The sequence below is a fragment of the Sphingomonas profundi genome (assembly GCF_009739515.1).
Taxonomy (GTDB): domain Bacteria; phylum Pseudomonadota; class Alphaproteobacteria; order Sphingomonadales; family Sphingomonadaceae; genus Alterirhizorhabdus; species Alterirhizorhabdus profundi.
The window spans coordinates 342,220-367,156 of sequence record NZ_CP046535.1 but is presented as its reverse complement, the minus strand read 5'-3'; the positions used below and the strand labels follow the sequence as shown (position 1 = coordinate 367,156).

Genomic DNA, 24,937 nt, shown 5'->3' with positions numbered 1-24,937 from the left:
TCTCACCCCTCCTGCATTTCGCCGTCTTCCTGACGGTCCGGGCACCCCGCTTCTGCAGGTCACCCTATTTATGCTGACCATAATGTTTAAGTCGCCAGCCACCGTCAAGTGGAGGCATGGGTCGGGCATTACTATTCTTTTCATCAGGGCTGAGTTCGGATCGCGTACCGAAGGTTGACCCGGCCGGTAATCCACTTAGCATTATCGCCATAACAAGTCGGAGAGAGCGGTGAGCGGCGGGAAGGCAGCGACACGCCCGCATCATGTGCTGGCCATCCTCTATCTGGTTTGCCTCGTCAGCTATGTCGATCGGCAGGTGATCGCCCTCGTCGCAACGGATATCCAGCGCGACCTCGGCCTAGCCGACTGGCAGCTGGGCTTCGTTTCCGGCACGAGCTTCGCGCTCCTCTACGTCTTCATGGGCATACCGCTCTCCTATCTGGCGGATCGGCGTAATCGCGTCCGGCTGCTCGCCGGATGCCTTGTCGCGTGGAGCATCATGACTGCCGCGTGCGGCGCCGCCGGCAGTTTCGTCCAGCTCTCGCTCGCACGCGTCGGCGTCGCGATCGGGGAAGCGGGCGGCTATCCCGCCTCGCTGTCACTGATCGGCGATCTCTATCCGCCCGAGCGACGGGCCACGGTGACGGCGATCTTCTTCTCGGCCGTTCCGGCTGGCACGTTGATCTCGCTCTATATCGGCGGCATCGTCGCCGAGGCGATCGGCTGGCGCTGGACCTTCGTCGCGGCGGCGGCACCCGGCCTCCTGCTCGCGCTGGTGCTGGTGCTGGCGATACGCGAGCCGGTGCGCGGCGCGATGGAGCCCGGCGCGACGCCCCCGGCGACGCGCGCACGGTCGCCGGCAGAAGCGGTCGGCCTGCTCCTCGCCACCTTCGCCCGGCTCTTCTGCGATCCGTTCTACCGCTGGGTGGCGTTTGCCGCCGCGCTCGGCAGCATCGAGATGTTCGCGATTGTCATATGGGCGCCTACCTATGCGGTCCGCACGTTCGCGCTCGGCAAGGCGGAAGTGGGGCAAGGCCTTGGCCTCGCCACCGGGCTGATCTCGGCCGCCGTCATGATCCTCACCGGGCGCATCGCCGATATGCTCTCGCGCAGGACGATGGCCGCTCCGATCTTGATGGCGGCAGCGGGGCACGGGCTCTGCATTATGTTGCTAGTCGCCGCGCTGAGCAGTCGATCCTTCACACTTTTCTGCATCTTCGCTGCGCTGGCCTATGGCGCCACTTCCGCCTCCGGGCCGATGACGATTGCGGCGACGCAGTCCCGCGTCGCACCGGAGACTCGCGCGACCGCCGCTGCGCTGCTGGTGATGATCTCCACTCTCGCGGGTTACGGCGCCGGACCACCGCTGATCGGCGCGATCAGCGATGTAGCGACAGGCGAGCCTGCCAAGCGACTGCGGACGGCATTGCTGCTCGGCCTGATCGGAACCGGGCTGGCGGCACTACTGCTGCTCCGCGCGGCACGCTCTGCCCGGCAAGCTTAGCCGGCTCTAGCGTGTAACGCGCAGAGGGCGAGTTGATCCGGAGTAAAGCTGAGGACAGGCTGACGTCCTGGCGGGTATACCGGCTGTCCCGGCAGCAGCGTGCTGGCACCCCATGCCGGAGAGGATCAGGAGGGTGGAGGCGGCGGGCTCTCGCCCCGAGACGAAGCGGGGCAGCCAGTAAGCGACGATCAGGCCGCAACCGAGCACCGCGAGGGCCATATGGTAGGGCGAAAACTCGAACATCCGCTGTCCTTCAGATGATCGAGGGTGACCCGCCGGCGTACCGGCGGGCCTGGGGGATCAATCGCCCGCAGCCTCGGCGTGCAGGTTGACGGCGGTCTCGGCGAGCTTCGTCATATACTCGTCGCCGCCGTAGATTTCCTTGGTGGCGTCGCGCAGCTTTTTATTGTCGTCCTTCAGGCCGAGCGCCTTGGCGTAGGCGGCGGCGGTGCCGAAGCCGGCGATGCCGTAATGCGTCATCCGCTGGTACTGCGCGATGATGATGACGTCGAGCAGCGGTCCTTTCTCCGGCCCTTCCTCCACGACATGCTTGGTCGCCTCGGTGACGAGGCCCTCCATACCCTTGCAATGCTCCTTAGAGACCTTCTCGTCCTGCCCGGCGATCAGTTCCTTGAGCACGTCGGTGTGCTTATCGATGCCCTCTTGCGATTTCGTCAGCATTTCCTTGAGCTGCGGATCGCTGGCCTTGGTCGAGATCTTCTTCAACAGCCGCTTCATCTGGTCGTTGGCGGACCATAGATCCTTCAGCTCGTCGGTATAGATGTCCTTGAGATCCTCAGGGGTTGACATGGCAGCGCTCCTCGGGTGCCACCGGCCAGATCAGCCGTGACATTCCGTTTAGCGAACAGAAGGATACGATGTTCCGCCTCTCAGCGCTGCCGAAAAGGGGTCGTGAGTGTGGCTCTCTGCGGGCTCGTTGCCTGGCGACGGGATCGCCAGCATCTTCCGGACGGGCGACCGCGGGTTAGCCGAAGCGCGCCCCCAGTTCGAGCCTTACTTGACCTGATTGGTGAAACCCGTCGGGAAGGCATTAAAAGATGGTGGACAACGGCCGACGCGGCGCGCCTTGTCGATATCGCGGCCATCAGGGGTTCGGCAACGGTCTCGCGGAAAACCGCATCATTGAAGGATAGGTAATGAGCGGTGATGACGTGGCCGGCTACAAGGATGTCGTCACCGGCAGCAGCGAGACGACGCCCGGTGCCGCGCGGGTGCCCGGCGTCTCGTCGCCGGAGCTGAAGAGCCTGCTTGGCATCGCGGTGGCGGCGCTGTCGGTGGCGGCGCTCTACTTCGCGCAGGACGTGCTGATCCCGATCATGCTCGCAGTGATGCTGTCGTTTGTGCTGTCGCCGGTGGTGGACCTGCTCCAGCGGCTGCGCCTTTGGCGAGCGCCGGCGGTGATCCTCACGGTGTTGGCGGCGCTCGGCCTGATGGGGCTGATCGGCACGCTGATCGGTTCCCAGGCGGCGGCCCTCACGGCCGATGCGCCGCGATACGCCAAGACGATCGAGGCGAAGGTGCAGGGTGTGCAGGGCTTCGCCGTCGCCCGGCTAGCCTCGCTCACCAAGGAGCTGGGCGGCGGGACCAAGCCCGCCGTGCGCGCGAGGGACGGTGCCACCCCGGCCACGCTAGCGCCTCCGGCCGCCGGCACGCCCGCCGCTTCCGTCTCGCGCCGGCCCGTGCTGGTCGAGATGGCGCAGCCGCAGACCTCGCCGCTGACGCTCGCGCGCACCATCCTGGAGCCGATCCTCGGCCCGCTCGAAACGACGGTGATCGTGCTGATCGTCGCCATCTTCGTGCTGATGCAGAAGGAGGATTTGCGCGATCGTTTCATCCGCCTGTTCGGATCGAGCGACCTCCATCGCACCACGCTGGCTATGGACGATGCCGGCAAGCGGCTCAGCAAATACTTCCTGTCGCAACTGGCGGTGAACACCGGCTTCGGCGTCATCATCGGGCTCGGCCTGTGGGCGATCGGTATCCCGTCGCCGGCGATGTGGGGCATCCTCGCGGGGTTGCTGCGCTTCGTGCCGTACATCGGTTCGTTCCTTGCCGCCGTCGCGCCGATAGCCCTGGGCGCGGCGGTCGATCCGGGCTGGTCGATGGCAATCTACGTTGCGCTGCTCTTCGTGGTGGTCGAGCCGCTGGTCGGCTACGTCGTCGAGCCACTGCTCTACGGCCACTCGACCGGGCTCTCGCCGGTGTCGGTGATCGTCTCGGCCGTGTTCTGGACGTGGCTATGGGGTCCGATCGGCCTCATCATGTCGACGCCGCTCACGCTCTGCCTGGTGGTGATGGGGCGGCACGTGAAGAGCCTCGAGTTCTTCGACGTGCTTCTGGGAGACCGCCCGGCGCTGTCTCCGGTCGAGAGCTTCTACCAGCGCGTGCTTGCCAACAACCCGGACGAGGCGCTGGCACAGGCGGAGCTGCTGCTCGCCGATCGTTCTCTGGTCGACTATTATGACGGCGTCGTGCTCAAGGGCCTGAAGCTGGCCGCCGAGGACGAGGCGCGCGGCACGATCGACCGCGACCGGGCCCGGCAGATGAGCCTTGCGATGCTGGCGGTGATCGGCGACCTTGAGGATCATGTCGATGCGACCGGGCCAACCGAGCAGGCCGGATCGATCGCGAGCGACAAGGGCGTAGGCACGATCGCCTGCGTGTCGGGTCGCGGACCGTTCGACGATGCCGTCTCGGGGATGCTGATCCAGCTGCTCAAGCAACGCGGTGTCGTCGCGCGCATGGTCCCGCACAGCGCCGTCAGGCGTGACACTATCGGTCAGCTCGATCTCGCCGGCTTCGATGTCATCATGCTGTCCTATCTCGAACTGGCCGGGTCGCCCTCACACGTGCGCTACCTGGTCCGACGCCTACGCCAGCGCGCTCCGGCCGCGCGGATCGTTGTCGGCCTGTGGCCTGAAGGCGAGGCGGTGCTCGGCGATCGTGGCATCCAGCAGGCGGTCGGGGCGAACAGCTATGTTCGCTCGCTGGAGGACGCGATCGCGGCAATCACGACACCGGAAGACGCCGCCCTGGCGGACGTGACGTGATGGCCCACCTGCACGCGTGGCCGAGTTCAAAGCCCCGTTTGCTTTCTAGCTTGCTGACGCTGAAGCAATTCAAGCGCTCCGCTAGAATCAACCAAACTCCGGCCACTCAACCCTTTCCGACACAGCCTCTTAGCAACAGTAGCCACGAACGAGGGCGTCGCATCGTGCGAGCTGCTCCGACAATTCCAGGCCGTCTAGCACCTCCCCTCACCCGTTACAGTGAGCGACTTCCTGACACCGATCACCGGACCCAGGGTGGCAGACCTCTTGCCTTAGGGGCTGATGAGCGCGACCGGTGTGGTTCCTAACGCCTGGGCGAGTTCGAACAGCGAGACGACCGTCGGATTGCGTCGACCGCGTTCGAGATCGGAGATGTACTGCTGGGTGAAGCCGGAGTGTTCCGCCAGCTGCTCCTGCGACAGCCCGGCCTTATGGCGTACGCGCCGCACATTGTCTCCCACCAGCTTACGCATATCCATGCGCGCCGAGTTGACTGGTTCGCCGGTGAGAGTTTATCCTCTATAGTATGTACTCCGGAGAAGCACCCGCCACCACGACGCATGATGGAGTCGGCGTCGTGGAGATTATGGCAGCAGCATCGGCTGCAGCATTTGGCAGGCCGCTCGTAACGAACGTGCTGCGAGGCCTGGTGGTCGAAGCGATTGTAGCCGCCGCCCTTTGCCCGTCCTGGCGTTGGTGTTCTCAGGATTATCACGCATGGGATTTCGAGCGAGCGGATGGCCTTCGGCTGGAGGTCAAGCAATCCGCCATGCGCCAGAGCTGGGAGAGCATCAGGCCAAGCCGCTGCGCCTTCGACATCGCGGAACGGACCGGAAGGTGGGATGGAGCCGAGTGGATCGGCGATCGTCGCAGGTGGGCAGACCTCTACATCTTTGCTCTCCACGAAGTTCTGGACGCCTCTGCCGACCACCGCGATCCGCAACAGTGGAGCTTTTATGTGGTGGGAGCGAGCAGACTACCTCATCAGCAGACGATTGGATTGCGAGGCGTACGGCGCCTGGGTGAGCCGTGCCGCATCGACGATCTCGCGAAAGTTGTTCATTGCGCAGCGTCGTCACTTGAGACTTCAGACGGGCAGCCCGCCGCCTAACGGGTGCGCGCGAGCTGGAAGCTCGGCGTCCGGTGCGACCTTACCCACAACAGGAACTGCGAGATGCTGTCGACCTGGTCGTCAAACCTGCCGTTCGGGAATTGCGCGAGCTCGGATCGAAGGTCGGCATGCCAGGTGGCTCCCGGTTGTATGTGGACGCGGCCTGCTTCGATCGGGGCGGCCATCCGCGCGGCGGCAGTGCAGCCGGCGGCGGCGGACGCACCGACTCTGCGTCAGATCGCGACGGAAGGTGCGATTGGCGCTACGGCCATGGCGTCCGCGCTGAACCGTCGCGGCGTACCAGGGCCTAACGGCACCTAGTCCGAGCAGGATGAGCGAGTTGTGAGCCCTCCGCTTCCAACGGCCGGCTTGAGGTCCAGGTGCTCCGGAAAACCGCAGTGCGCCTGCCCTCTGGTTTGCTGCCCGCGCTGCTGACCCGGAACCTTTACGTCCGTTTAAGGGCTCGGGTCTGAATGTTGGCAAATAGCGGTCATATAACTGTCAGATTCGGTTGCCGCTGCGGATACCGACATTGTTTGGGCGGCGGAGCATCGCGCTCCGCCGCCCCAGGATTCAGAACTGATAGCCTACGCCAGCAGCTCCACCGACGCGGTTCTGCGTATCGTAGCTTCCGCTGAGCTTCACGACCGTATGGCCGTCGTCCATGGCCTTAGAAAGACCGAGCGCGAAGGCCGACTGACCGCGGTATGTGCCGCCAGCAAAGGCGACCATTCCTCGACCTGCTTCATAGGCTTGCGGCAAGCTGGCGGCGGCGAGCGCACCGGCGGTGCCGGCGGCGCTGTCGCGGCGCACCCGGCGGAGGTCGAAGTTCACTGCGGCCAGCCGCTGGTCGGTATAGTTATTGGCCTGGCCGATCGCATTAGACAGACCGCTGCCAAGCTGCGCGACATTCACCGCATCGGTAGCCGAGGTGCCCGCGGCGACATTATGCAACGCGACCGGGGCGCCGGACCCGCCTCCGGCGCCGGAGCCCAGCGTGATATCGCTACGGCGCGGGCTGTCATACTGCACTGAATTCTGCCCGAGCGTGAGGGCGGTGCCGGCGGTGGCCTGCGCCGCGACAACTGCCTGATTGGTCGCCTGAAGCTGCCCGCCATTAACAGCGTCGGTCGATCCGGCCGCGACGGCGCCGGGGGCGACATTGGTCACCGTCACCGGAGTCGCCGGGTTCCCACCCTGCAAGGTGACGGTATTGGTGCGAGCGCCCGTCGTGTCGGTGTTGTAGGCAACCGCGTTTACCGCGGTGAGCGCAAGATCGAAAATCTGTCCACCGTTCACGGCATCCGTCGATCCCGCCGCGATAGCGCCGCTCGCGACGTTATGCAGCGCCACCGGCGCGGCCGCCGCGCCGACCAATGTCAGATCGTTGGTCGGTGTGCCGCCATTGGGCGTCGTCGCACTGCCGGGACTCGAGTAACGGACAGGGCCGGTGCCGCCGTTCGCCACGCTGTTCGTAAGGTTGGTAATCGCATTGCTGTTGGCTGTGGTAGCAGCATTAGTGGCGAAAAGCTGTGCTCCGTTCACGGCATCGGTGGACGTATCGCTGAGCGCACCGGCGCGCACGTTGCTGATCGTGGTGCCGCCAGCGCCGGCAAGCGTCACCGTCGTGCGATCAGCGCCGTCATATTGCACCGCGCTGCCGCCGAGCGCCGCGACCTGCTCCGCCACCCCGGCCAATTGAGCCACGTTCACCGCGTCGGTATCGGCAGACCCGGCAGCGACGTTGGTCAGCTGCCGCTCCGCGCCCGTAGCGCCAATCGAGACTTCGCCTGTCGAGGTTTGCGGCGAGCTCAAGCCGATCGCGGCATAGCCGGCGTTCGCACCCCGAGCGGCGGCGGCGCCAGCCCCGAGCGCGACACTGTTGGCGGCCGAGACAATCGCATCCGGGCCGATCGCCACAGTGTCGTCGGCCGAAACGACGGCGTCGCCCCGCGCCGACTGCACGCGGAAGAAGCGGTTGCCCGCGCCGCCGTTCACCGTGCCGTTCACCGCATCAAACGCCGCTTGAATGCTGCCGTAGCTGACGCCGCCAAGGGTCAGCCCGGTCGTGACCAGGTTCGTTGCCGAGTCATATGCACTGCCACCACCGATGGCGGCCGCCACGCTGCCGCCAAGCCCCGCGACTTGCCCTCCATTCACCGCATCGGTGGAACCCGCGCCAAGCACGCCGTCGCGGACATTGTGCAAGCCCACCGGCCCTGCCGCCTCGCCTGCCAGCGTGACGTCGTTGGTGGGGATCCCACCGTTGGGGACGGTCGGCGCAGCGGGATCCGCATAGCGCACAGGTCCAAGCGCGCCGTTGGAGACATTGTTGGTGAGGTTGGTGATCGCGGTACTGTTGTTCGTGACGGCACCGTTGGCGGCGAACAACTGTCCTCCATTAACCGCCTCGGTAGAGCCGGCGGCCACCGTACCGGGGGCGACGTTGCCCAACACCACCGGCGGGGCACTCGTGCCGACCCCACCCAGCGACACGCGGCTGCGCGATACATCGTCATAAAGTACGACATTTCCGGCAACGGTGCCCACCTGGGCAGCGACCCCAGCGAGCTGCGCGACATTCACCGCATCGGTGGGGGCCGAGCCGGCCGCGACATTGGTTATCTGGCGTTCCGCCCCGGGCATGCCGACCGAAACCTCCCCCGAGGATGTTTGCGGCGCGATGAGGCCGAGCGCCCCATAGCTTGCAAGCGCCCCGCGCGCGGCCATGCTCCCGGCCCCAAGCGCGACGCCATTTGCCGCTATGACCTGCGCGCCGGTGCCGAGCGCCGCACCGCCGACCGCCCCGGCACCTACGCCGGCGCCGGTCCCGAAAGCGATCGCGCCGGTTGCCGTTGCGTCTGTAACGGCGGAGTTGCCGAAGGCGATCGAACTCGCCTCGCCTGCGAAGGCATCAAGTCCGTTGGTACCAAGGCCGGTAATACGGTTGCCGCCGATCGCGACGCCACCCTGCGTATTGAGGCCGAACGAGTCGGCACGCAGATCGCAGCGATCGGCCGGGCCTACGACGGTACCGGCCTGGTTGAGCACTTGAAGCGTGATTGGGGCGCCAGCCGCCGCATTGGCGAGCAATGTCACCGTATCGATGTCGAGCGGCGTAACGATGCCCAACAGCGAGTTGACCGTCCCCTCGGTAGGAGCGACAATGCCATTCACGATGGGTGCGATGATGCCCGTGACGACCGAAGGCGGTAGGCTGATCCCGGAGCACGCGCTGACGAGGTTTGGCGTCACGGATTGCGCTTGTGCCTGGCTAGCACCGAAGGTCGATGCGAGAAGTAGGGCGAGCGTGGAAGTGCTTCGATTCAAGCCAGACAGCCGCCGCCGGCCATAAAACAGCCGAAAGGCAGCAGACATAGATGCGTAGGCGGTCGCCTGATTACTTTTCATCGTCGCTCTCCTGTTGAGCGCGGGAAACCGCAGCCGCCGACGTCGACTCAAGCCTTTGGTTTTCCGCCGCTTTTGGCAGATTTGCCTATCAGAAGGCTGCGCTAGGGAATTTGACGATCCCGTAAGGGATATGGATAACGAACAATTAGCGATCCAAGGAAGACCGTTCTTTCAAGATGATAGCAAGCTAAGAATATGGGGTTGTATCGAAGCGCCGTCTAGGCTGAATCTCGAACAACGCAGCTGATCAGGAAAGGCTCAAGAGCCTGCTGGATGGCTCGGATCTATCTATATTCCTATTCCTTGAACGCACGAATCCTCATTACTTCATTATCAAATTTCTTACCATATCATGTGGCAGTCGGTAGCCCATTAGCTGGGAACGCATATCCACGCTCGTGCATTTAGCCCCACTAGAATGCTGGACGCTGGTGCAAGCTGGCTTGCAGGAACGCGGGACGCGCAGCAACATCGTTCAGCGGCAGGCAAGCTCGGCATCTGCGGCGAGCATGGCGGCGACCCCGCCTCGATCGCTTTCTGCGAAGATCGGCCTCGATTATGTGAGCGCATCGCAATACCGCGTGTCGATCGCACGGCTCGCGGGGCGCAGGCGGCGCTGGCCCGCAATTGAAAATTTCATGAAATCAGGTCTTCCTGTCTGGGCAGTCAGGCTATGATGAGACTAAGATACCGATCATTGATACTGCGTTCATGGACGCACGCTGATACTGCAGTCATGCGCCTTCTTGCATCTTGTAAGTCCACGCCCTTACCGTGACCAGACCATCGGCGGCTCCGCAGCCCGATGTTCTTCGTGCGGGACTACCCGTGAGAGCCAGGAGATGGTGTTTGACGCCCACGGCCCGGCGCTTGCCTTCTTCGGCGGCGCTTGCCAGCGCGGCATCTACGACAACATGAAGACCGCAATGGACGCCATCTTCGTGGGTCGCAAGCGGCACTACAACCGACGCGTCCAGCAGATGTGCGGCCACTATGTCGTCGAACCGGTGGCGTGCACACCAGCGTCGGGCTGGGAGAATAGACAGTTTTAGAACCAGGTCGGCCTCGAGCGCGAGCGCTTCTTCACGCAGCCTTCGCCGGCCGCACAGCTCGAAGATGACTTGCCTTCCAGTGCCGGCCGAGCAATCACGGTCGCGCCTCCTGTGAAAGCCAGGGGGCGGGGCGTGAGAACCCCTTTACGCATCCTCGGTCGCAGCTTTGCTGGGGCCGGGTGGCATGCGCGCATGTCCAGCCGGTAACGGTAAAGGCGCATGCGCCTGTGCGTAACAGGTTCTCAACATCCGGCTCAGGCCGTCGCTCCGAGAGGACATAGGCGCGACGAAGCGAGCCAAGGGGGTGAGCGCGGCGCGTCTCCAAGTGGAGAACGCCATGCCGTTTCGCTTCAACATGCTGCTGGAAGAGGCGGGGATCGATCCCGCGAAAGTGCGCTTGCTGCGACACCAGCCGACGGTGGGCGGCCAATCGCTCGCCGACATATGGCGGAACGATCCGAGCCTGTTCGAACTCTATCAGGCGGCGCAAGCCACTGCCCAGCGTGTTCAATTCTCGCGCGCCTACTGGGCGGCGTTCATCGGCACGTGGGATGGCCGGACTATGTTCGTCGGCCTCTACGAGGTTGACGCACCGACGCTGATCGCCGAAGATCGCGTTGCGCCAATCAGCGGGGTTGTCGATCCCGGCGGCCAGTACGATCATTATCCGACCTCCCTTGCCGACGCGCTGAAGGGCTATGCCGGCCGCCTGTTCATCGACTGGGGTGGCGGCGCGTCGGGTAAACGGGCGTGGGTGCAGAAGGCCGAGACGCAGGACAAGCTTGTGACGGAGCTGACGCTGGATGCCAGCGACCGGCCGTTCCCGGGCCTGATGGAGTTGACGGCACCGCTGTCGTCGCTTGACGCGGCGCCGCCGACCTGGGCGCAGCGGCTGAAGGAGGCGCGCGGCGTCTATCTCCTGACCTGCCCGCGCGACGGCAGCCTGTATATCGGCTCGGCCACTGGCGAGGGTGGCTTCTGGCAGCGCTGGAGCGAGTATCGCGCCAACGGCCACGGCGGCAACGTCGCAATGCGGGGGCGCGAGCGCAGCGACTATGTCGCCAGCGTGCTGGAGGTCTCCGGCTCGACCGCCACGCCGGATGACATTCTCGCCGCTGAGGCCAGCTGGAAACGCAAGCTGCTCACCGGGCAGTTCGGGCTAACGCGCAACTGATGGGCACTTCAATCTAAGCCCTAGCGCCGTGAACTTGGCTCAGATCAACCGGTTGCCGTGAAAGTCGAACATGAAGAAAGTATGCGTTTCCGGCCGCTCGGTCACCCACATGAGGAACTGGCTGACGCTATCCACCTGATCGTCGTGCTTGGCGCTTGGAAATTGCAGCATTTCGGACTGAAACGTCGCTAGCCAAGGCGCTTCGGCCGGTATGTGGACATGACCCTGCTCGATCCAGACGGATTGAGCCGACATGCGCGTCACCTTATCCTCTTTCGGCACCCGCGCGATCGGGCGCGGCAGACCCGCGCTATCCTCGTCCTCCAGCTGCGCGATCAGCTGCGTGCCCGATCCCTTATCCTCGATCAGTAGCTGATCGATGCCCCAGCGTGCCGCCAGGGCGTAGACCTGGCGCTTGAGGTCGGGAAAGGTGACCCGCCCACGCCAAACGTCCAGCAGATAATAGTCGCGGCCCTTGACGAACCAGGTGGTGCACACGCTAAAATCGTTCAGCTCGCCGGCCTTCGAAGCCGTATCCCAGCTCTGCACGAAACGATCACCCTCCTCGATGATCGGCGACGTGGCGTAGCGCTTGAACCACCCCCATTTGATGATCTCGCCGTCTTCCGGCACCGGATCCTGCTGGAACTGCGCCGAGAAGATCTGGCTCGTCATGCTGCGCCGACGCTGCTCCAACGTCTCTCGCGTTTCGCGAATCGGATCGAGCAGGTCGCCAACACGGCGCTGGTGCCACCGATCCGGCCCTATCGCGATCGCCTCGTCGCGTGTGGCGATCGCGGGCAGGTTGAGGTGCACCCAGTCGCCCGGCTCGCTCTCGAGCAGATGGCCGCTCAGATCCTCCACGTGCACACGCTGCTGGACAACGATAATGACCGACTGGCGCGCGTTGTTGGCGCGCGACACCAGCGTGTCCCTATACCATTCGATCACCTTAGCTCGCCCGGCCGCGGATCGCGCGTCGCTGGCCTGGTTAGGATCGTCGACGACAAAGATGTTGCCGCCCAGGCCGGTGAGCGCGCCGTCAATCGAGGTGGTGTAGCGAGAGCCGCGGCGGGTCGTCTCGAAATCGTGCACGGCCGCTCGCCCGCCCAGCCGGGTGCCGGGGAAGACCGCACGATACCAGCGGCTCTCCATCACCCGTTTGGTGTCGCGCGCGAACTTCAACGCCAGATCGCTGGCGTAGGAGATGCCAACGACCTTCTCCGCCGGGTTGTGCCCCAGCAGCCAGGCGATGAAGGCGACGGAAGCCGAGATCGATTTGCCATGCCGCGGCGGAATGTTGATGATGAGGCGGCGGATCTCCCGCCGCGCGCAGAGCTCGAGATGATAGGCGACCGCCTGCAGATACCAGCTTATCTCGACCCTATCCGCCGGCGACACCTCGCGGAAGGTGCGATCGATAAACATGCTGAGGTGCTGGCGGCAGGCGAGGCGGAACGCATCCTGGACATCACTCATCCCCGGCCTCCATGCTGCCAGCGCCGCCGCCCAGGCGCTCGATGAGCGCCTGCAAGGCCGCCGCGCTATCCGCGTCGAGGTTGTCGTCGCCGGGTGCTGGGTCGAGCTGTCCGCTCGCCCGCAGGATCGCCATCACCATCGCCGAGGCTTTCGGATCGCAGCTGATCGCCTTGTTCCACAAATTGGTGACCCAAGCCTCCATGCGCGTCATCTTGACCAAGCGGCCGTCGACCTTCAGCGAGATCTTGCCATCACGCAGCTCGTTGAAGATCGTCAGCATGCCGCGCGACTTTGGCGGCCGCCCGCGCCGGTTGGCCGTGTGGCCGGGCATCATGGTGCCGTTCGGGCGACGTGGCGGGCTATCCTCGGATGCCATGGTCGGATCAGACATCGGCCTTCTCCCCCGCCAACGCTTCCGTTGCGCGATGATGCGCGAGCTCGGCGAACGACAGGCCGGTTTCGACGTGAAGTGCCGGGGTGCCTACCACCCGTTCGAAGCGGCGAACGATGCCGTCGGCGTAGCCTGGATCGAGCTCGATCAGGCAAGCGGTGCGATCGACCTTCTCGGCAGCGATCAGGGTGGAACCCGACCCGCCAAACGGATCGAGGATGATCTCGCCGGGTGCGCTGCTGTCGAGGATGAGGTCGGCCAGCATCGACACCGGCTTGCAAGTCGGGTGCGCCTTCAGCTGTCTGTCGCGGCCCTTGCCGAAGCTGTTGACGCCGGGATAGAACAGGCAGTTCGCCCGGTTGCGGCCGTGGCGCCCGAGATTAATGTTGTTGGTGTGCGGGGCATCATCAGCCTTGAACAGACCGACCAGTTCGTGCTGCGACCGATACATGGATCCCATGCCGGCGTTGTCCTTGCACCACACCAGCATGTTCTTCTGCTCGAAACCGGACGCGACAGCGGCGGCGACGAGGGCATCATAGTTACGCCAGTCCATATAGACGTAGGCCAGCGCGCCCGGGGAGAGGTGCGGCTTGGCAGCGCCGAGGAAGTCGCCGAGGAAGGCGGTGAACGCCGGCTTGGTCATTTCGCCCGCCGCCATGACGAAGTCCGCGTGCTTCACGCGCCCGTTTCCGGATACAACACCCTCGATCTTCAGGTTCCACGGCGGATCCGAAAGAAGCGTTCGGACGCTCGCGCCGTTCAGCAATCGTCCGATCAACGCGCTATCGCGCGCGTCACCGCAGGCGAAGGCGTGACGGCCGAGCCGCCATACATCGCCCAGCCGGTTGACGGAGTCCTCGGCGGGCGGTTCCGGCTCGTCGTCATGCTCGCTCAGCTGAGTGGTCCGGTGCCGCCCGTACATCGTATCGATCTCGGCGATGGCGAAGCCGCTGGAACTCAGCTCCAGTTCCGGCGCGACCAGTTCGATCTCGCCGAATTCGATACGAAGCTGGTCCTGATCCCACTCCACTCCCTCGGGCAGCTTGTTGTCGGCGATGGCGAAGAGACGTAACTGTCCCTCGGTCAGGTGCTCGACGCGGATGACCGGCACGCTTGAGAGGCCAAGCAGCTTGGCCGCCTCCCAGCGGCTGTGCCCGGCGACGATGCGCATCTGCCCGTCGACGATCAGCGGCACGAGAAAGCCGAACTCACTAAGGCTGCGCGCGATACGCTGCACATGCTGCCGCGTGCGGCGGCGGACTTCGCGCGCCGGCGGGGTCAGGCTCGCTGGGGGTACATTCTCGACGTGGATGGCGACGCCAGCGACGTTGCTGGCGCGCGGAGGCGGCTTCATACGATCGGCAACCATATTGGTCACTCCAGACAAATGCGACCACGCAGCCGTTCGGCAGCGTCGAAACGCAAATATGGTTCTGAAGTGGCCCCCGGTTCGCACGGCCGCCTCGGCATGTTGGGAGGCTCCAGCGAGCCTGATCCTTAGCCTTCTCGGGTCACGTACATCTAATGGTGAGCAGGATCCAACACGTCAAGGCCGGTGATCGGACGAAATCGCCTGCTTCTCCTGCTCTTTGCACCGCGTGTGCCTGCTGTCGCCTGATAACGGCCTGTTACTCAATGCAGGTCGTTTCACAAATTATGCTCATTACACGGCTACTTAGCGCGTGATCGGCAGAAAACGCCTCCTGTTTTTATGCCGATCAGCCTGTAAACCGGCACTTAACAGGCGAGACGGGTTCGCTAGTGACTGCGTGGCGCACCAAACAAACACAGCACATCCAAGGATCTGAAGAGCTTCTGCTGCGGCTGGGAGTTATCGCCGTCTGTCCGGCGCTTTGCCGCCGGCGGTTCACCGGCTTTGGGCCACGCGCGCCCTGTTGGCAGCGACCCAAGCCGCTTTCCCGCTCCGTTTCAGTTCGAAAAACTCTGACATCAAATGCGGTGCGCCCGGGAGCAACCGGCGTGCGCGAGGGCGTGTCAGCGGCGGCGAGACGCCTCTTACCGATACCTCTAATCCGGTCGTTCCGAATCCTCTGGAGAATCCAGAGTCACTCCCACTCGATTGTTCATTCGGCTATAACCTCCTGATTTTAGTATAAAAGGTTTCTGTTGTTATGGGCCGCTAGCAAGGCCGTCGAAATGGCAAGCTCTTGGTTCCCTGGGGAAATTTCTTCCCCTTTTGCGAAAACGCTCTGTCAGCGACATTTGACACGTCGAACATCCGGATGCCCATCAAGGCTCAGGTTAGCGGAGCGTTCAAAATGCCAAAGGTTTTGATACCGTGTCAGGAAGTTTGCTGCTTTTCACAAGCCATCTCTCAAAGACGTCCGATATCGCTGACCAGCCCATCCGGCCACAGATTAGCCGCTATGAATCTTGCCGTCAGCCTCGACAGATGTACGCTCACTCGCGTCGACCGGCGGCGAACATCGCGATTGCTTGCGTGGGCTCGAAGTCATGCCAGGCCTCGGCCACCTCCCACCGTTCGAGTCTCCCTCAGCCTTCAACGATCTGCTGCGGGAGTTCCTAGATTGCGCGGAAGCCGCGCCCACCCAGGAGAATGGATGATGCCTGGATTCCCTGTCCAAATCCGCTCCGAGGCTTCGCGGGCCTGTTCATCGACAACGGAGGGGTGCCGAGCTCCACCGGCGAGACCATCAGCCTCGTCGATCCCTCCATGGAAGAGCGCTTCAACAATGGTCAGCATCTGGACGTAGCAGTGCCTTTCGGAGGCGTTAAGCAGTCAGGCTACGGCTGCCACGAGCCAGGATCGGAGCGGATACCACCGACCGTGGAGATCGGCCACGACAGCGCCCCTCAGTGAGGCCGACCGTACGTCCGTGCCGATGCGTCTCACGCAATTCCGAACTGGGTGGTAAGCATCTCGCTGAGCAGGTCGGCCTGCCGGATGAGTTCAGCGCTGGAAGGCTTGGCGTCGGTCGTGCGCTCCCCGAAGCTCGTGATGACGAGCACGACGAAATTCACGATGAACTCCAGATCCTCGGACGAACCGTCCTTCACGGCCTCCGCGATGAAGGTTCGCGTCAGGCCGTAACCCTTCGCCATCAGCGCGCGGAACTCCTCACTGTCGCGGATGTCGACCGATGCGAGCCGCAACGCCCCGCGCAACCCGGCCTCCGCCGCTTCGATGAGGAAGAATTCCCGGATGAAGTCGCGCAGCCTCAACGCATGGGTCCGCCCAGGCTGTCCCAGGATCGGCGTCAGTCTCGCCAACTGCTCCTCCCAGTTTCTCTGGATGATGTGAAACAGCAGCGCCTCCTTGTTGGGGAAATACTGATAGAAGGACGCGATGTTGACCCCCGCCCGCTCGGCCACTCTGTTTGCAGTGTATCCACCGGGGCCGTCGCGCAGCAGAATGTAAGTGGCCGCCTCCACAATGGCTGAAACTGTAGCTATCGATCGCGCCTGTTTCGCCTGCTTTTTCAACCGCATATCTCTGGCCACGCCCGGTTTCCTCACCTTCTTCGGAATGTGATTAGCCAATATAATCTATAACTTATATATTGGCTGCCGTTAGATTCCTATGAGAAAGCGGAAGGAAGTCCGGTGGATTTGACGCAAGAAAGCACGGCCGTGGTAATCATCGGCGGTGGCGTGGCGGGTCTCACGCTGGCGACCTTTCTCGGCCGGTCCGGCGTTCCCTGCGTGATCATCGAGCGACGGGATCGCGCCTATGTCGAAATCCGCGCCCGGGCCGGCGTGGTGGAGGCCCGCGGCGCCAAGATGTTCGAACGGTGGGGGCTGGCCGAAAAGCTGCTCGGCGGTCCCGTCGCCCAGAAGATCGATTATCAAGTCAATGGCGTCGGCCGTGTGTTCGAAATCAAGGGGGAGGAAAGCGAGCAGAGCCTCTTCTGTACGCAGCAGATGCTCGTGAACAACCTGCTTCGAGAGCTGATCGACGTCAGCGGCGGCGACGTCAGGTTCGAAGTAAACGACGTCCAGATCAACAATCCCGAGACCGGACAACCCTCGGTCTCTTTCACCGATGCGCATGGGGTGCACGAGATCGCTTGCACCTTCATCGTGGGGTGCGACGGCAGCCGGGGCACCAGTCGGTCGTCGATACCCGAAGGCGTGCTGACGATGGACAGCCATGAATTCGGCTATGCGTGGCTGGCCGTGCTCGCCGAGACGCCCTTGCGGGGGCATCCGATCATGGGCGTGAGCGACGACGGGTTCGTGGGCCAGTTGCCCAGGGGCCCGCAGCGCAGCCGGTTCTATCTGCAGTGCGATCTCAGCGACGGCCCCGAGAAGTGGTCCGACGAACGGGTGTGGGACGAGATCCGGCTCCGCCTCAGGGACGAGACGTTCGAGAACGCTCAGATCCACGACAAGCTCTTCGTGCCGCTCCGTTCGGTGGTCTACTCGCCGATGCGCTACCGCAACCTCTTCCTCGCGGGCGATGTCGCCCACCTGGTTCCTCCTACTGGCGCCAAGGGGATGAACCTCGCGCTTCACGACGTTGACGTGCTCGCACAAGGGTTGGCGAAGGCCGTGCGGGATGGCGATCCGTCCGCACTTGAAGTCTATTCCGACACCTGCCTCGCGCGGATCTGGAAGTATCAGGAATTCAGCGTGTGGATGACCGACACGATGCACGATGCCGGTGACGCCACGCTGCGTGGCGAGTTCAGGAAAGAGCAGGCGCTCGCGAGACTCGACACGCTCTTCAGCTCCCACACCGCGGCCCAGCTCCACAGCGAATATCATCAGGGGAGCATCTGAGATGTCAATCGGCTCGGGAAGTTGACCCCGTATCGGCGTGCAAGTTTGACCCCCTTTTCTGATGGCAGCCGGGTTGTCCCGGTAGTCCACAGGAGGGCCCCGCGGCCGGCGCCGCGCGCCGCCACGAGCGCAGGCGGTGACGGCCGTGGGAGGTGCCTGTGGACCCACCGGGTCAACCCGGGGGATGGGGGTCCGGGGGAAGGGTTTCAGGCGGCTTCGCGGTTCTTGAAGCGCCAGCTCTCGTTGCCGGTCTCGACGATGTCGCAGTGGTGGGTGAGCCGGTCGAGGAGCGCGGTCGTCATCTTGGCGTCGCCGAAGACCGTGGGCCACTCGCCGAAGGCAAGGTTGGTCGTCACCACCACCGAGGTCTGCTCGTAGAGCTTGCTGACGAGGTGGAAGAGCAACTGGCCGCCCGAGAGCGCGAAGGGCAGGTAGCCAAGCTCGTCGAGGATGACGAGGTCGAGCCGCGACAGGTGGTCGGCGATGCGCCCGGGGCGCCCGGCACGGGCCTCGGCCTCGAGCTGGTTCACGAGGTCGACGGTGTTGTAGAAGCGGACCCTCGCTCCGCCCCGCACGCAGGCACGGCCCATGGCGATGGCGAGATGCGTCTTGCCCGTCCCGGTGCCGCCGACCAGCACGACGTTGCGCTGCGCTTCGAGGAAGGCACCCGTGCCGAGATCGCGGACCAGGCCTTCGTTGATGCCGGTGCCGGCGAAGTCGAAGTCGGCGAGCTCCTTGGCGAGCGGCAGCTTGGCGGTCGTCATCTGGTAGCGGATGGAGCGGGCCTGCTTCTCGTCTATCTCGGCCTTGAGCAGGTCGCCGACGACGCGCTGAGCGGAGTGCTGCCGCTTCACGGCATCGGCGACGACCTCGTCATAGGCATGGCGCATGCCGACGAGCTTCAGCGTTCCCATCATCTCCAGGATGGCGTGACGTTCCATAAGGCCTCCTCAGGCTGTCGTAGCGGGCGCAGTCGGCGACGGGCTCGCGGGCGAGCCGCAGAGCCTCGGGCGTGGCGATGCTGGCGGGCGCGGCGGTCTGGCGCTGGCGGGTGAGCACGTTGAGCACGACGTCACGGCTGACGGTGCCGCCGGCCAGCGCCTCGGCACAGGCCGCCTCGACGGCGTCCAGTCCGTCCGTCGTCACCGCCGCCAGGATGCCCACCATCTGGCGGTCGCCGTCGGCATGGCCCGCCAGCCTCCGCCTGACGCGTTCCAGCGCCACCGGCAGCGGCCAGTCCTTGAAGGGCGCACCGTTCCTCAGCGCACCCGGCTTGCGCTCGAGGACCGGCACATAGTGCCAAGGGTCGTAGACCGTTTGGTCGCGCCCGAAGCGCCGGGCATGCTCGCCGACGACTTCGCCGTCCTGCCGGATGACGATGCGCTCGGCATAGGCGTGCACCTCGACCGGGCGCCCGCCGCCTTCGCGTGCACCGAGTATTTGTTGTAGTCGAAGCGGACCAGCAGCGTCTTCGACACCGCCGCCGGCAAGGCGTGGAAGCCGTCGAAGGGACCACGGTAGGCGATGAGCGCAGGCTGGTCGGCCGCCTCGAACACCTGCCAGACTGTGTAGTCCCTGAGCTCGGGATGCGCGGCACGCTGGGCATGGGCGGTGCAGCGGTCGAGCAGCCAGGCGTTGAGCTCGTCGTAGCTCCTGAAGCGCAGCCGCGGCGTGAAGAAGCGCTCGCGCACGAGCCCGACCTGGTTCTCGACCTGGCCCTTCTCCCAGCCCGATGCCGGCGTGCACGCCACCGGCTCGACGAGGTAGTGGCCGCACATCTGCTGGAAGCGGCGGTTGTAGCGCCGCTCACGACCGACGAAGATGGCGTCCACCGCGGTCTTCATGTTGTCGTAGATGCCGCGCTGACAGGCGCCGCCGAAGAAGGCGAACGCCCGGTCGTGGGCGTCGAACACCATCTCCTGGCTCTCGCGCGGATAAGCTCGCACGAAGAACATCCGGCTGTGGCAGAGCCGCATGTGCGCAACCTTCACCGTCGTCGTCGCGCCGGCGATGACGACGACCTCGTGGCTCCAGTCGAACTGGTAGGCCTCGCCGGGCGCGAAGCTCAGCGGCACGTAGGCCGCGGCCGTGACCGCCGACCGCTCACGCTGCCATGCCGTGGCATAGCGACGCACGGCATCGTAGCCGCCGCGGTAGCCCAGCCCCTGCAGCTCCTCGTACACCCGGACCAGCGTCAGGCGCTCGCGCCGCTGCTTGCGCTCGTTGGCCTCCAGCAGCCGCTCGAGATCCGCCGACCATGGCCCGAGCTTCGGCAGCGGCTGCACCGTCCGCTCGTAGGAGAAGTCCGTCTCGCCGGACCGCAGCACCTTGCGCACCGTGTTCCGCGACACCCGCAGGTCGCGCACGATCTCCTTGATGCTCTTACCCTTGACGTAGAACTCGCGCCGGATGCGCGCCACCGTCTCCACGACCAGCATTCTCCCCGACCGCTCCTGCGCAAAGCGCCGGGCGTGAACCGCTCAGTTCAGGGGGGTCAATTTTGCACGCCGATCAGCCCCGAACGGGGTCAACATTGCACGCTGATTCACAGGAATGCGACCGGCGGCCTCATACAGGTCAAGACTAAGGATCCAAGCGCCACCTTCGGGGGAAAAGCCGACCTAAGCTACGGCAACTACGAAACCCTCAAAGGCGACTTCTATCTCACAGGACCGGTGGCGCCGCACCTCTCAGCCGATATCGCGGTCGTCGGAACCACCATGGGCGACGGCTACGGACGCAATCTCGCAAGCGGAAAGTATGTCGGCCGCATCGATCACGACGTCGGCGTTCGCTCGAAGTGGTTCCTTTCGCCCGGAGAGGGGACCGAAGCCCGGCTCATCTTCGACTACAGCGACGACAAGAACAGCCTGGCCGGTCTGCGGGTCCCCCGCGGCGCGACAATACCAGCACCGTTTGGCCCCGCCTATGGTGGCAGCGATCGGTACATCGACGCCAACTACGAGCCGCTTAACAGGATCAAGACCGGCGGTGTCAGCCTACGCGTCGACCAGAAGTTCGACGCATTCTCGGTGGCAAGCATCACCGCCTTCAGGAAGACCGACTTCATCGGCCCGAGTGCCGAGCGTCGGGGACAGGGCTCGCGGCGCTTGTGGGGCGCCTCGGCGGAATCGCGGGGACGATGATTGGTGACCTCATACTGACCTACGCGACGCCGTCCCTGTTCTTCCTGGAAACCGCGTCGCTGGTCCTGGGCGTCATCGCCAGCGTGCTCATATTCGACGCGCACTTCGCCGGATCGAGGCGAGACGCATTCAACGCGCCCGTCGGCCCGAACTCCGACGCACTTTCATGACGATCGAAGCAACACCCCCAGTACGGCAAGTCCCACAGGCAGATCAAACATCATAAAATTCAAAGGAGACTTCCAAGTGCGACTGATCAGCTTCTCGCATGGATCGCGAAGGTCATGGGGCATCATCGACGACAACGGCGTGATCGACCTCGGAGCGCGACTTCCCGAGTTTCCGAGCCTGCGCCGTGCGCTTGCCAGCTTGTCGATCGATCAGATCCGCGACCGGAGCGAGGGGTGCGAGACCGACATCGATCCGTCGACCATTCGTTTCGATCCCGTGATTCCTGATGCCAGGCAGATACTCTGCATCGGTCTCAACTACGACGAGCATCGGGTGGAGTCCCGGCGGGAACGCACCGGGCACCCGACTGTTTTCGCGCGCTTCGCCGCAAGCCAGACCGGACACATGGAGGCCATCCTGTGTCCTCACGAATCCCAGATGCTCGACTACGAGGGGGAAGTCGCGCTAATCATCGGCCGAGCAGGTCGACGGATCCGCGAGGAGGAGGCCCTCTCCTTCGTAGCTGGTTACGCATGCTACAACGATGCCAGCCTCCGCGACTTCCAGCGGCACACCAGTCAATTTCACCCGGGGAAAAACTTCCCCGCGACCGGCGCCTTCGGCCCGTGGATGGTGACGGCCGACGAGATCCCAGACCCGCAGTCCCTCTTCCTGCAGACCACGCTGAACGGCCAAGTCGTTCAATCCGCCTCCCTCGACCAGTTGATCTTCACCATACCCGAGCTGATCGCATATTGCTCGATCTTTACCGAGCTGTTGCCGGGCGACGTCATAGTAACAGGCACCCCCGGTGGAGTCGGGGCCGGGCGGACGCCTCCTCTATGGATGAAGCCGGAGGACACGGTCAGCGTGACCGTCGACGGCATCGGAACGCTAACGAACACCATCGTCGGCGAGGATATCGTCACAGGCGTCTGAGCAGCAGCATTCAGCGCGGGGACACCGCTGCGTCACGAGCATCAAACTGGAGATCGATCGTGGGAAACATCGCTTTCGTCGGCCTCGGGAACATGGGCACGCCTATGGCCCTCAACCTGCTCCACGCTGGCCACCGTTTGAAGGTGTTCGACCGTGATCCCGCGACGATCGCGAAGCTCCAGGCGGCAGGAGCCATCGGCGCCACATCCGCGAGGAATGCGAGCGACGACGCTCAATTCGTCATCACGATGCTTCCGAACGGACGCGTCGTGGAGGCGATCTACAACGGCCCCGACAGCCTGTTCGATGCCCTCCCGCCCGATGCGATCCTCATCGATTGCTCGACCATCGCGCCCGCTAAGGCCATTCAACTCGCGGAAGGTGCGCGGGCGAAGGGCTTCGCGATGCTGGACGCACCCGTCTCGGGCGGCACGAGGGGCGCGCAAGACGGCACCCTCAGTTTCATGGTCGGCGGTAGCGCTGAGACGTTCGGCCGTGCGCAGCCGGTTCTTGCCGCGATGGGCGCGACCTCCTTTCACGTCGGTCCCAACGGGTCGGGGCAGCTGGCGAAGGTCTGCAATAACATGATGGCCGCAATTCTCATGGTGGGCAGTGCGGAGGTCCTCGCCCTCGGCGCGCGGTCGGGGCTCGCGCCGCATATTTTGACTAACATCATGCGGAAGAGCACGGGCTGCAACTTCGTACTGGAACGATGGAACCCGTGGCCGGGCGTCGATGCGAAAAGCCCGGCGAGCCACGGATACCAGGGCGGCTTCCAGGTCGGCCTGATGCTCAAGGATCTCGGACTTGCCGTCGATACCGCTCAGGCGGCCGGCGCCCCTATCCCGTTGGGCGCGGCCGCCCGAAACCTGTTTGCGCTGCACGCGACCAATGGCGCCGAAAACCGATTGCTCGATATGTCGAGCATTCAGCGGCTCTACTGGCCGAACAGCTCTCCAGCCGAGTTCGAATAGCGTGTCCGGCGTGGACTGGCCGTCTGTTCCAACCGTCGCGGAAACACGCCGCGGGGAGCTGGCCCGCCCGCCCCGGACGCCCCGGACGCCCCGCCAGAAAACTCACCCCTGAAGTTGAGGAAACACAGTATGGCCAAGGGATATTGGATAGCGCACGTCCGGGTCGACGACGTTGAGCCGTATGGCCTCTACGCGACCGGAGCGACCGAGGCCTTCAAGAAGTATGGTGGCCGCCCGCTTGCACGGGGCGGAATCGTGGTTTCGCTTGAGGGCACGGAGCGCCCACGAAACGTGGTGATCGAATTCGACAGCGTCGATGCTGCGCTTCGTTGTTACCATTCGCCCGAATACCAGGCTGCTCGGAGCCTCCGTGTCGGGCATGCCGTCGGCGACATCATGATCATCGAAGGCTGCTGATCGTCATCGCACTCCCGATGACGGCGTACTCGGCATGTGCTCAAATTCAGATGTCGATAGCGATGTTCGCTGGAAGATCAGTTTATTTTGCCCCTGACAATCAAGCCTCCGCTTCGCCCAGTTGATAGAACGGCTTGACCACGCTGGCCGGGGTGATGTCCTCAAAAAAGGTGGTCTATCCCCTTCGCATACGGAATCGACTCTCCTCGCGCTTGCACGCTACCAAGCTGTTAATGGCCGATGACGCACCCTCTGCTCCGCCGCCGGTGGACCCCGCTGTTCGGTTGTCGATGCCTGAGTATACATCGGTCGTTGAACACATCAACCGGAAGGCAGTTGTCCCCCAAGGACGGCTGTTCGGTATGCGGTAGCCCCAACAATGAGGTTACTGTCCACATCTACAGAGCAGACGTTTTAACCAATCCAATGATGCTAGGAGGGGAGCACCAACCCCTCTTGAGCACGGTTTGTAACAATTGCGGTTTTGTTAGATTTTTCAACCAGATAGTGGTAAACCGCCTCATCAAAGAGTACCAAAAGTCGCTCGCCGCTGAGCCAAAACTGGCGGGGTTTGATGGCGGTTAAGCAGCCTGCCTTGGGGCCTATGCAGATGCCTGTAGGGGCGCAGGTGACGGAGGTGACTCTTTCGCCATCAGCCCTTTGCCACTATATAACCGATAACGAACTTGAAGGTCTAAGCGAAATGCAACAGGACCCAGTGAAAGACATTTGCTTATGGGCGCTGGGTGGCTTCGTCGGCGCCATAACGCCAGCATATGATGGTCTGAGCCGATTTGGCGATGCTGTGCACCCTGCAACAAAAACGGACCTAGTTTCGATGTTTGTTGCGTCCGCGACGCTGGCGGTAGCCTGTGTGACAGGCGTCCTTTGGCGCCGCAAGTCAACCGCTAAACAAAGCGCAGTCGAGACGATACGCGCACGCCCGAAGGTCCAACTGGTGCGGACATGACAACGCTTAAGGAGGCCCGCGAGCAAGGCAAGCTTGCCGAGTTCATCGCCGAGCGTGAGGCCGAGCAAGCCCCGCCCGGCGACGAAGCCGCCTTCAATCGCGGTTTGGCTTCAATGGTCCGAAAGGTGAAAGAAGCTCCGGCAGCATCGAAGCCGCGTCCTGGCGACGGTTGAAGCCGTATTCAAACTCCTTCGTGTAGTTCCCAAGGTGCTTGGCCGAGACGCTGACGTGCGTGCCGGTGAGCGAGCATTTCAGGTGCCGCCAGAAGTTCTCGATCCCGTTCACGGACGCACCCTGAAAGCCGACATACTCGCCCCCTGACGGTAACGGCAATTTTGGCGATCGACACGAGGAGGCGAT

General features: G+C 63.9%; 20 protein-coding genes and 3 pseudogenes. 13 read left to right on the top strand and 10 right to left on the bottom strand.

Annotation, left to right across the window (positions count from 1 at the left end):
• Positions 1–229 precede the first annotated feature (229 nt).
• Positions 230–1,504, top strand: a complete 1,275-nt coding sequence (locus GNT64_RS01690) for a spinster family MFS transporter (RefSeq protein WP_156677950.1) — start codon at positions 230–232, stop codon at positions 1,502–1,504.
• Positions 1,505–1,804: 300 nt separating this feature from the next.
• Here GNT64_RS01690 and GNT64_RS01685 read toward each other — a convergent pair whose 3' ends face one another.
• On the bottom strand, positions 1,805–2,314 hold the full coding sequence (locus GNT64_RS01685) for a ferritin-like domain-containing protein (RefSeq protein WP_156677949.1): 510 nt from the start codon (positions 2,312–2,314) through the stop codon (positions 1,805–1,807).
• Between the two features lie 347 nt (positions 2,315–2,661).
• Here GNT64_RS01685 and GNT64_RS01680 point away from each other — a divergent pair, with 347 nt between their 5' ends.
• Positions 2,662–4,575: an AI-2E family transporter gene (locus tag GNT64_RS01680; RefSeq protein ID WP_156677948.1), complete on the top strand. Its 1,914-nt coding sequence runs from the start codon at positions 2,662–2,664 to the stop codon at positions 4,573–4,575.
• Positions 4,576–4,847: 272 nt separating this feature from the next.
• On the opposite strand, the gene GNT64_RS01675 is transcribed toward GNT64_RS01680, so the two are convergent.
• The gene (locus tag GNT64_RS01675; protein WP_156677947.1) at positions 4,848–5,054 is read right to left on the bottom strand and encodes a helix-turn-helix domain-containing protein; all 207 of its coding nucleotides are present in this window, start codon (positions 5,052–5,054) and stop codon (positions 4,848–4,850) included.
• A gap of 98 nt (positions 5,055–5,152) precedes the next feature.
• Here GNT64_RS01675 and GNT64_RS01670 point away from each other — a divergent pair, with 98 nt between their 5' ends.
• Positions 5,153–5,686 (top strand): hypothetical protein, encoded by a 534-nt coding sequence (locus tag GNT64_RS01670; protein ID WP_156677946.1) that lies wholly within the window; start codon positions 5,153–5,155, stop codon positions 5,684–5,686.
• A gap of 573 nt (positions 5,687–6,259) precedes the next feature.
• Here GNT64_RS01670 and GNT64_RS01665 read toward each other — a convergent pair.
• Positions 6,260–9,097, bottom strand: a complete 2,838-nt coding sequence (locus GNT64_RS01665) for a YadA family autotransporter adhesin (RefSeq protein WP_156677945.1) — start codon at positions 9,095–9,097, stop codon at positions 6,260–6,262.
• Positions 9,098–9,584: 487 nt separating this feature from the next.
• Here GNT64_RS01665 and GNT64_RS21740 point away from each other — a divergent pair.
• From GNT64_RS21740 to GNT64_RS01655, 3 genes and pseudogenes are all read left to right on the top strand, one after another.
• Positions 9,585–9,728, top strand: a pseudogene (locus tag GNT64_RS21740) (putative PEP-binding protein); the annotation flags it as partial.
• A gap of 168 nt (positions 9,729–9,896) precedes the next feature.
• Positions 9,897–10,146 (top strand): annotated as a pseudogene (locus tag GNT64_RS01660) (IS21 family transposase); the annotation flags it as partial.
• Positions 10,147–10,486: 340 nt separating this feature from the next.
• Positions 10,487–11,323, top strand: a complete 837-nt coding sequence (locus GNT64_RS01655) for a GIY-YIG nuclease family protein (RefSeq protein WP_156677944.1) — start codon at positions 10,487–10,489, stop codon at positions 11,321–11,323.
• A 39-nt stretch (positions 11,324–11,362) separates the two neighbouring features.
• On the opposite strand, the gene terL is transcribed toward GNT64_RS01655, so the two are convergent.
• Genes terL through GNT64_RS01640 form a run of 3 tightly spaced genes read right to left on the bottom strand, consistent with a single transcriptional unit; the run spans position 11,363 to position 14,565 of the window.
• Entirely contained in the window at positions 11,363–12,802 is a 1,440-nt protein-coding gene (terL, locus tag GNT64_RS01650; protein ID WP_156677943.1) for a phage terminase large subunit, read from the bottom strand.
• Complete coding sequence (locus GNT64_RS01645) at positions 12,795–13,193, bottom strand: DUF5681 domain-containing protein (RefSeq protein WP_156677942.1); 399 nt, start codon at positions 13,191–13,193, stop codon at positions 12,795–12,797. Before GNT64_RS01645 ends, terL begins: the two co-directional genes overlap by 8 nt.
• Positions 13,186–14,565, bottom strand: coding sequence for a site-specific DNA-methyltransferase (locus GNT64_RS01640; protein WP_156677941.1), 1,380 nt, complete (start codon positions 14,563–14,565; stop codon positions 13,186–13,188). The genes GNT64_RS01645 and GNT64_RS01640 overlap by 8 nt, the downstream gene beginning before the upstream one ends.
• A gap of 1,209 nt (positions 14,566–15,774) precedes the next feature.
• Here GNT64_RS01640 and GNT64_RS01635 point away from each other — a divergent pair.
• Positions 15,775–16,038 carry a hypothetical protein gene (locus GNT64_RS01635; RefSeq protein ID WP_156677940.1) on the top strand — a complete coding sequence of 88 codons (264 nt, stop codon included), beginning with the start codon at positions 15,775–15,777 and terminating at the stop codon, positions 16,036–16,038.
• 29 nt (positions 16,039–16,067) lie between these two features.
• Here GNT64_RS01635 and GNT64_RS01630 read toward each other — a convergent pair whose 3' ends face one another.
• Complete coding sequence (locus GNT64_RS01630; RefSeq protein ID WP_231639177.1) at positions 16,068–16,718, bottom strand: TetR/AcrR family transcriptional regulator; 651 nt, start codon at positions 16,716–16,718, stop codon at positions 16,068–16,070.
• Between the two features lie 63 nt (positions 16,719–16,781).
• Here GNT64_RS01630 and GNT64_RS01625 point away from each other — a divergent pair, with 63 nt between their 5' ends.
• Positions 16,782–17,960, top strand: coding sequence for a 4-hydroxybenzoate 3-monooxygenase (locus GNT64_RS01625; RefSeq protein WP_156677939.1), 1,179 nt, complete (start codon positions 16,782–16,784; stop codon positions 17,958–17,960).
• A 206-nt stretch (positions 17,961–18,166) separates the two neighbouring features.
• On the opposite strand, the gene istB is transcribed toward GNT64_RS01625, so the two are convergent.
• Together istB and istA are read right to left on the bottom strand one after the other, a co-directional pair.
• On the bottom strand, positions 18,167–18,901 hold the full coding sequence (istB, locus tag GNT64_RS01620) for an IS21-like element helper ATPase IstB (protein ID WP_156677938.1): 735 nt from the start codon (positions 18,899–18,901) through the stop codon (positions 18,167–18,169).
• Positions 18,834–20,398 (bottom strand): annotated as a pseudogene (gene istA / locus GNT64_RS01615) (IS21 family transposase). Before istA ends, istB begins: the two are co-directional and overlap by 68 nt.
• Before the next feature lie 33 nt (positions 20,399–20,431).
• Between istA and GNT64_RS01610 the strand changes: the two are divergent.
• The 5 genes from GNT64_RS01610 (at position 20,432) to GNT64_RS01590 (ending at position 23,607) form a co-directional block, all read left to right on the top strand.
• Complete coding sequence (locus tag GNT64_RS01610; RefSeq protein WP_156677937.1) at positions 20,432–21,106, top strand: TonB-dependent receptor; 675 nt, start codon at positions 20,432–20,434, stop codon at positions 21,104–21,106.
• The gene (locus GNT64_RS01605) at positions 21,103–21,276 is read left to right on the top strand and encodes a hypothetical protein (RefSeq protein ID WP_156677936.1); all 174 of its coding nucleotides are present in this window, start codon (positions 21,103–21,105) and stop codon (positions 21,274–21,276) included. The genes GNT64_RS01610 and GNT64_RS01605 overlap by 4 nt, the downstream gene beginning before the upstream one ends.
• 76 nt (positions 21,277–21,352) lie before the next feature.
• Positions 21,353–22,216: a fumarylacetoacetate hydrolase family protein gene (locus GNT64_RS01600; RefSeq protein WP_156677935.1), complete on the top strand. Its 864-nt coding sequence runs from the start codon at positions 21,353–21,355 to the stop codon at positions 22,214–22,216.
• A 59-nt stretch (positions 22,217–22,275) separates the two neighbouring features.
• Positions 22,276–23,190: a 3-hydroxyisobutyrate dehydrogenase gene (gene mmsB / locus GNT64_RS01595; protein WP_156677934.1), complete on the top strand. Its 915-nt coding sequence runs from the start codon at positions 22,276–22,278 to the stop codon at positions 23,188–23,190.
• A 129-nt stretch (positions 23,191–23,319) separates the two neighbouring features.
• Complete coding sequence (locus GNT64_RS01590; RefSeq protein ID WP_156677933.1) at positions 23,320–23,607, top strand: DUF1330 domain-containing protein; 288 nt, start codon at positions 23,320–23,322, stop codon at positions 23,605–23,607.
• Positions 23,608–24,670: 1,063 nt separating this feature from the next.
• On the opposite strand, the gene GNT64_RS21475 is transcribed toward GNT64_RS01590, so the two are convergent.
• A complete protein-coding gene (locus tag GNT64_RS21475; protein WP_277873254.1) occupies positions 24,671–24,910 on the bottom strand; it encodes a transposase in 240 nt (79 codons plus the stop codon).
• Positions 24,911–24,937 lie beyond the last annotated feature (27 nt).

Excerpts from the sequence above, each read along its gene's own strand:
- GNT64_RS01685 (WP_156677949.1), bottom strand. The coding sequence starts at position 2,314 with ATGTCAACCCCTGAGGATCTCAAGGACATCTATACCGACGAGCTGAAG.
- GNT64_RS01680 (WP_156677948.1), top strand. The coding sequence starts at position 2,662 with ATGAGCGGTGATGACGTGGCCGGCTACAAGGATGTCGTCACCGGCAGC.
- GNT64_RS01675 (WP_156677947.1), bottom strand. The coding sequence starts at position 5,054 with ATGGATATGCGTAAGCTGGTGGGAGACAATGTGCGGCGCGTACGCCAT.
- GNT64_RS01665 (WP_156677945.1), bottom strand. The coding sequence starts at position 9,097 with ATGAAAAGTAATCAGGCGACCGCCTACGCATCTATGTCTGCTGCCTTT.
- GNT64_RS01655 (WP_156677944.1), top strand. The coding sequence starts at position 10,487 with ATGCCGTTTCGCTTCAACATGCTGCTGGAAGAGGCGGGGATCGATCCC.
- terL (WP_156677943.1), bottom strand. The coding sequence starts at position 12,802 with ATGAGTGATGTCCAGGATGCGTTCCGCCTCGCCTGCCGCCAGCACCTC.
- GNT64_RS01645 (WP_156677942.1), bottom strand. The coding sequence starts at position 13,193 with ATGTCTGATCCGACCATGGCATCCGAGGATAGCCCGCCACGTCGCCCG.
- GNT64_RS01640 (WP_156677941.1), bottom strand. The coding sequence starts at position 14,565 with ATGGTTGCCGATCGTATGAAGCCGCCTCCGCGCGCCAGCAACGTCGCT.
- GNT64_RS01635 (WP_156677940.1), top strand. The coding sequence starts at position 15,775 with ATGGATGATGCCTGGATTCCCTGTCCAAATCCGCTCCGAGGCTTCGCG.
- istB (WP_156677938.1), bottom strand. The coding sequence starts at position 18,901 with ATGGAACGTCACGCCATCCTGGAGATGATGGGAACGCTGAAGCTCGTC.
- GNT64_RS01605 (WP_156677936.1), top strand. The coding sequence starts at position 21,103 with ATGATTGGTGACCTCATACTGACCTACGCGACGCCGTCCCTGTTCTTC.
- GNT64_RS01590 (WP_156677933.1), top strand. The coding sequence starts at position 23,320 with ATGGCCAAGGGATATTGGATAGCGCACGTCCGGGTCGACGACGTTGAG.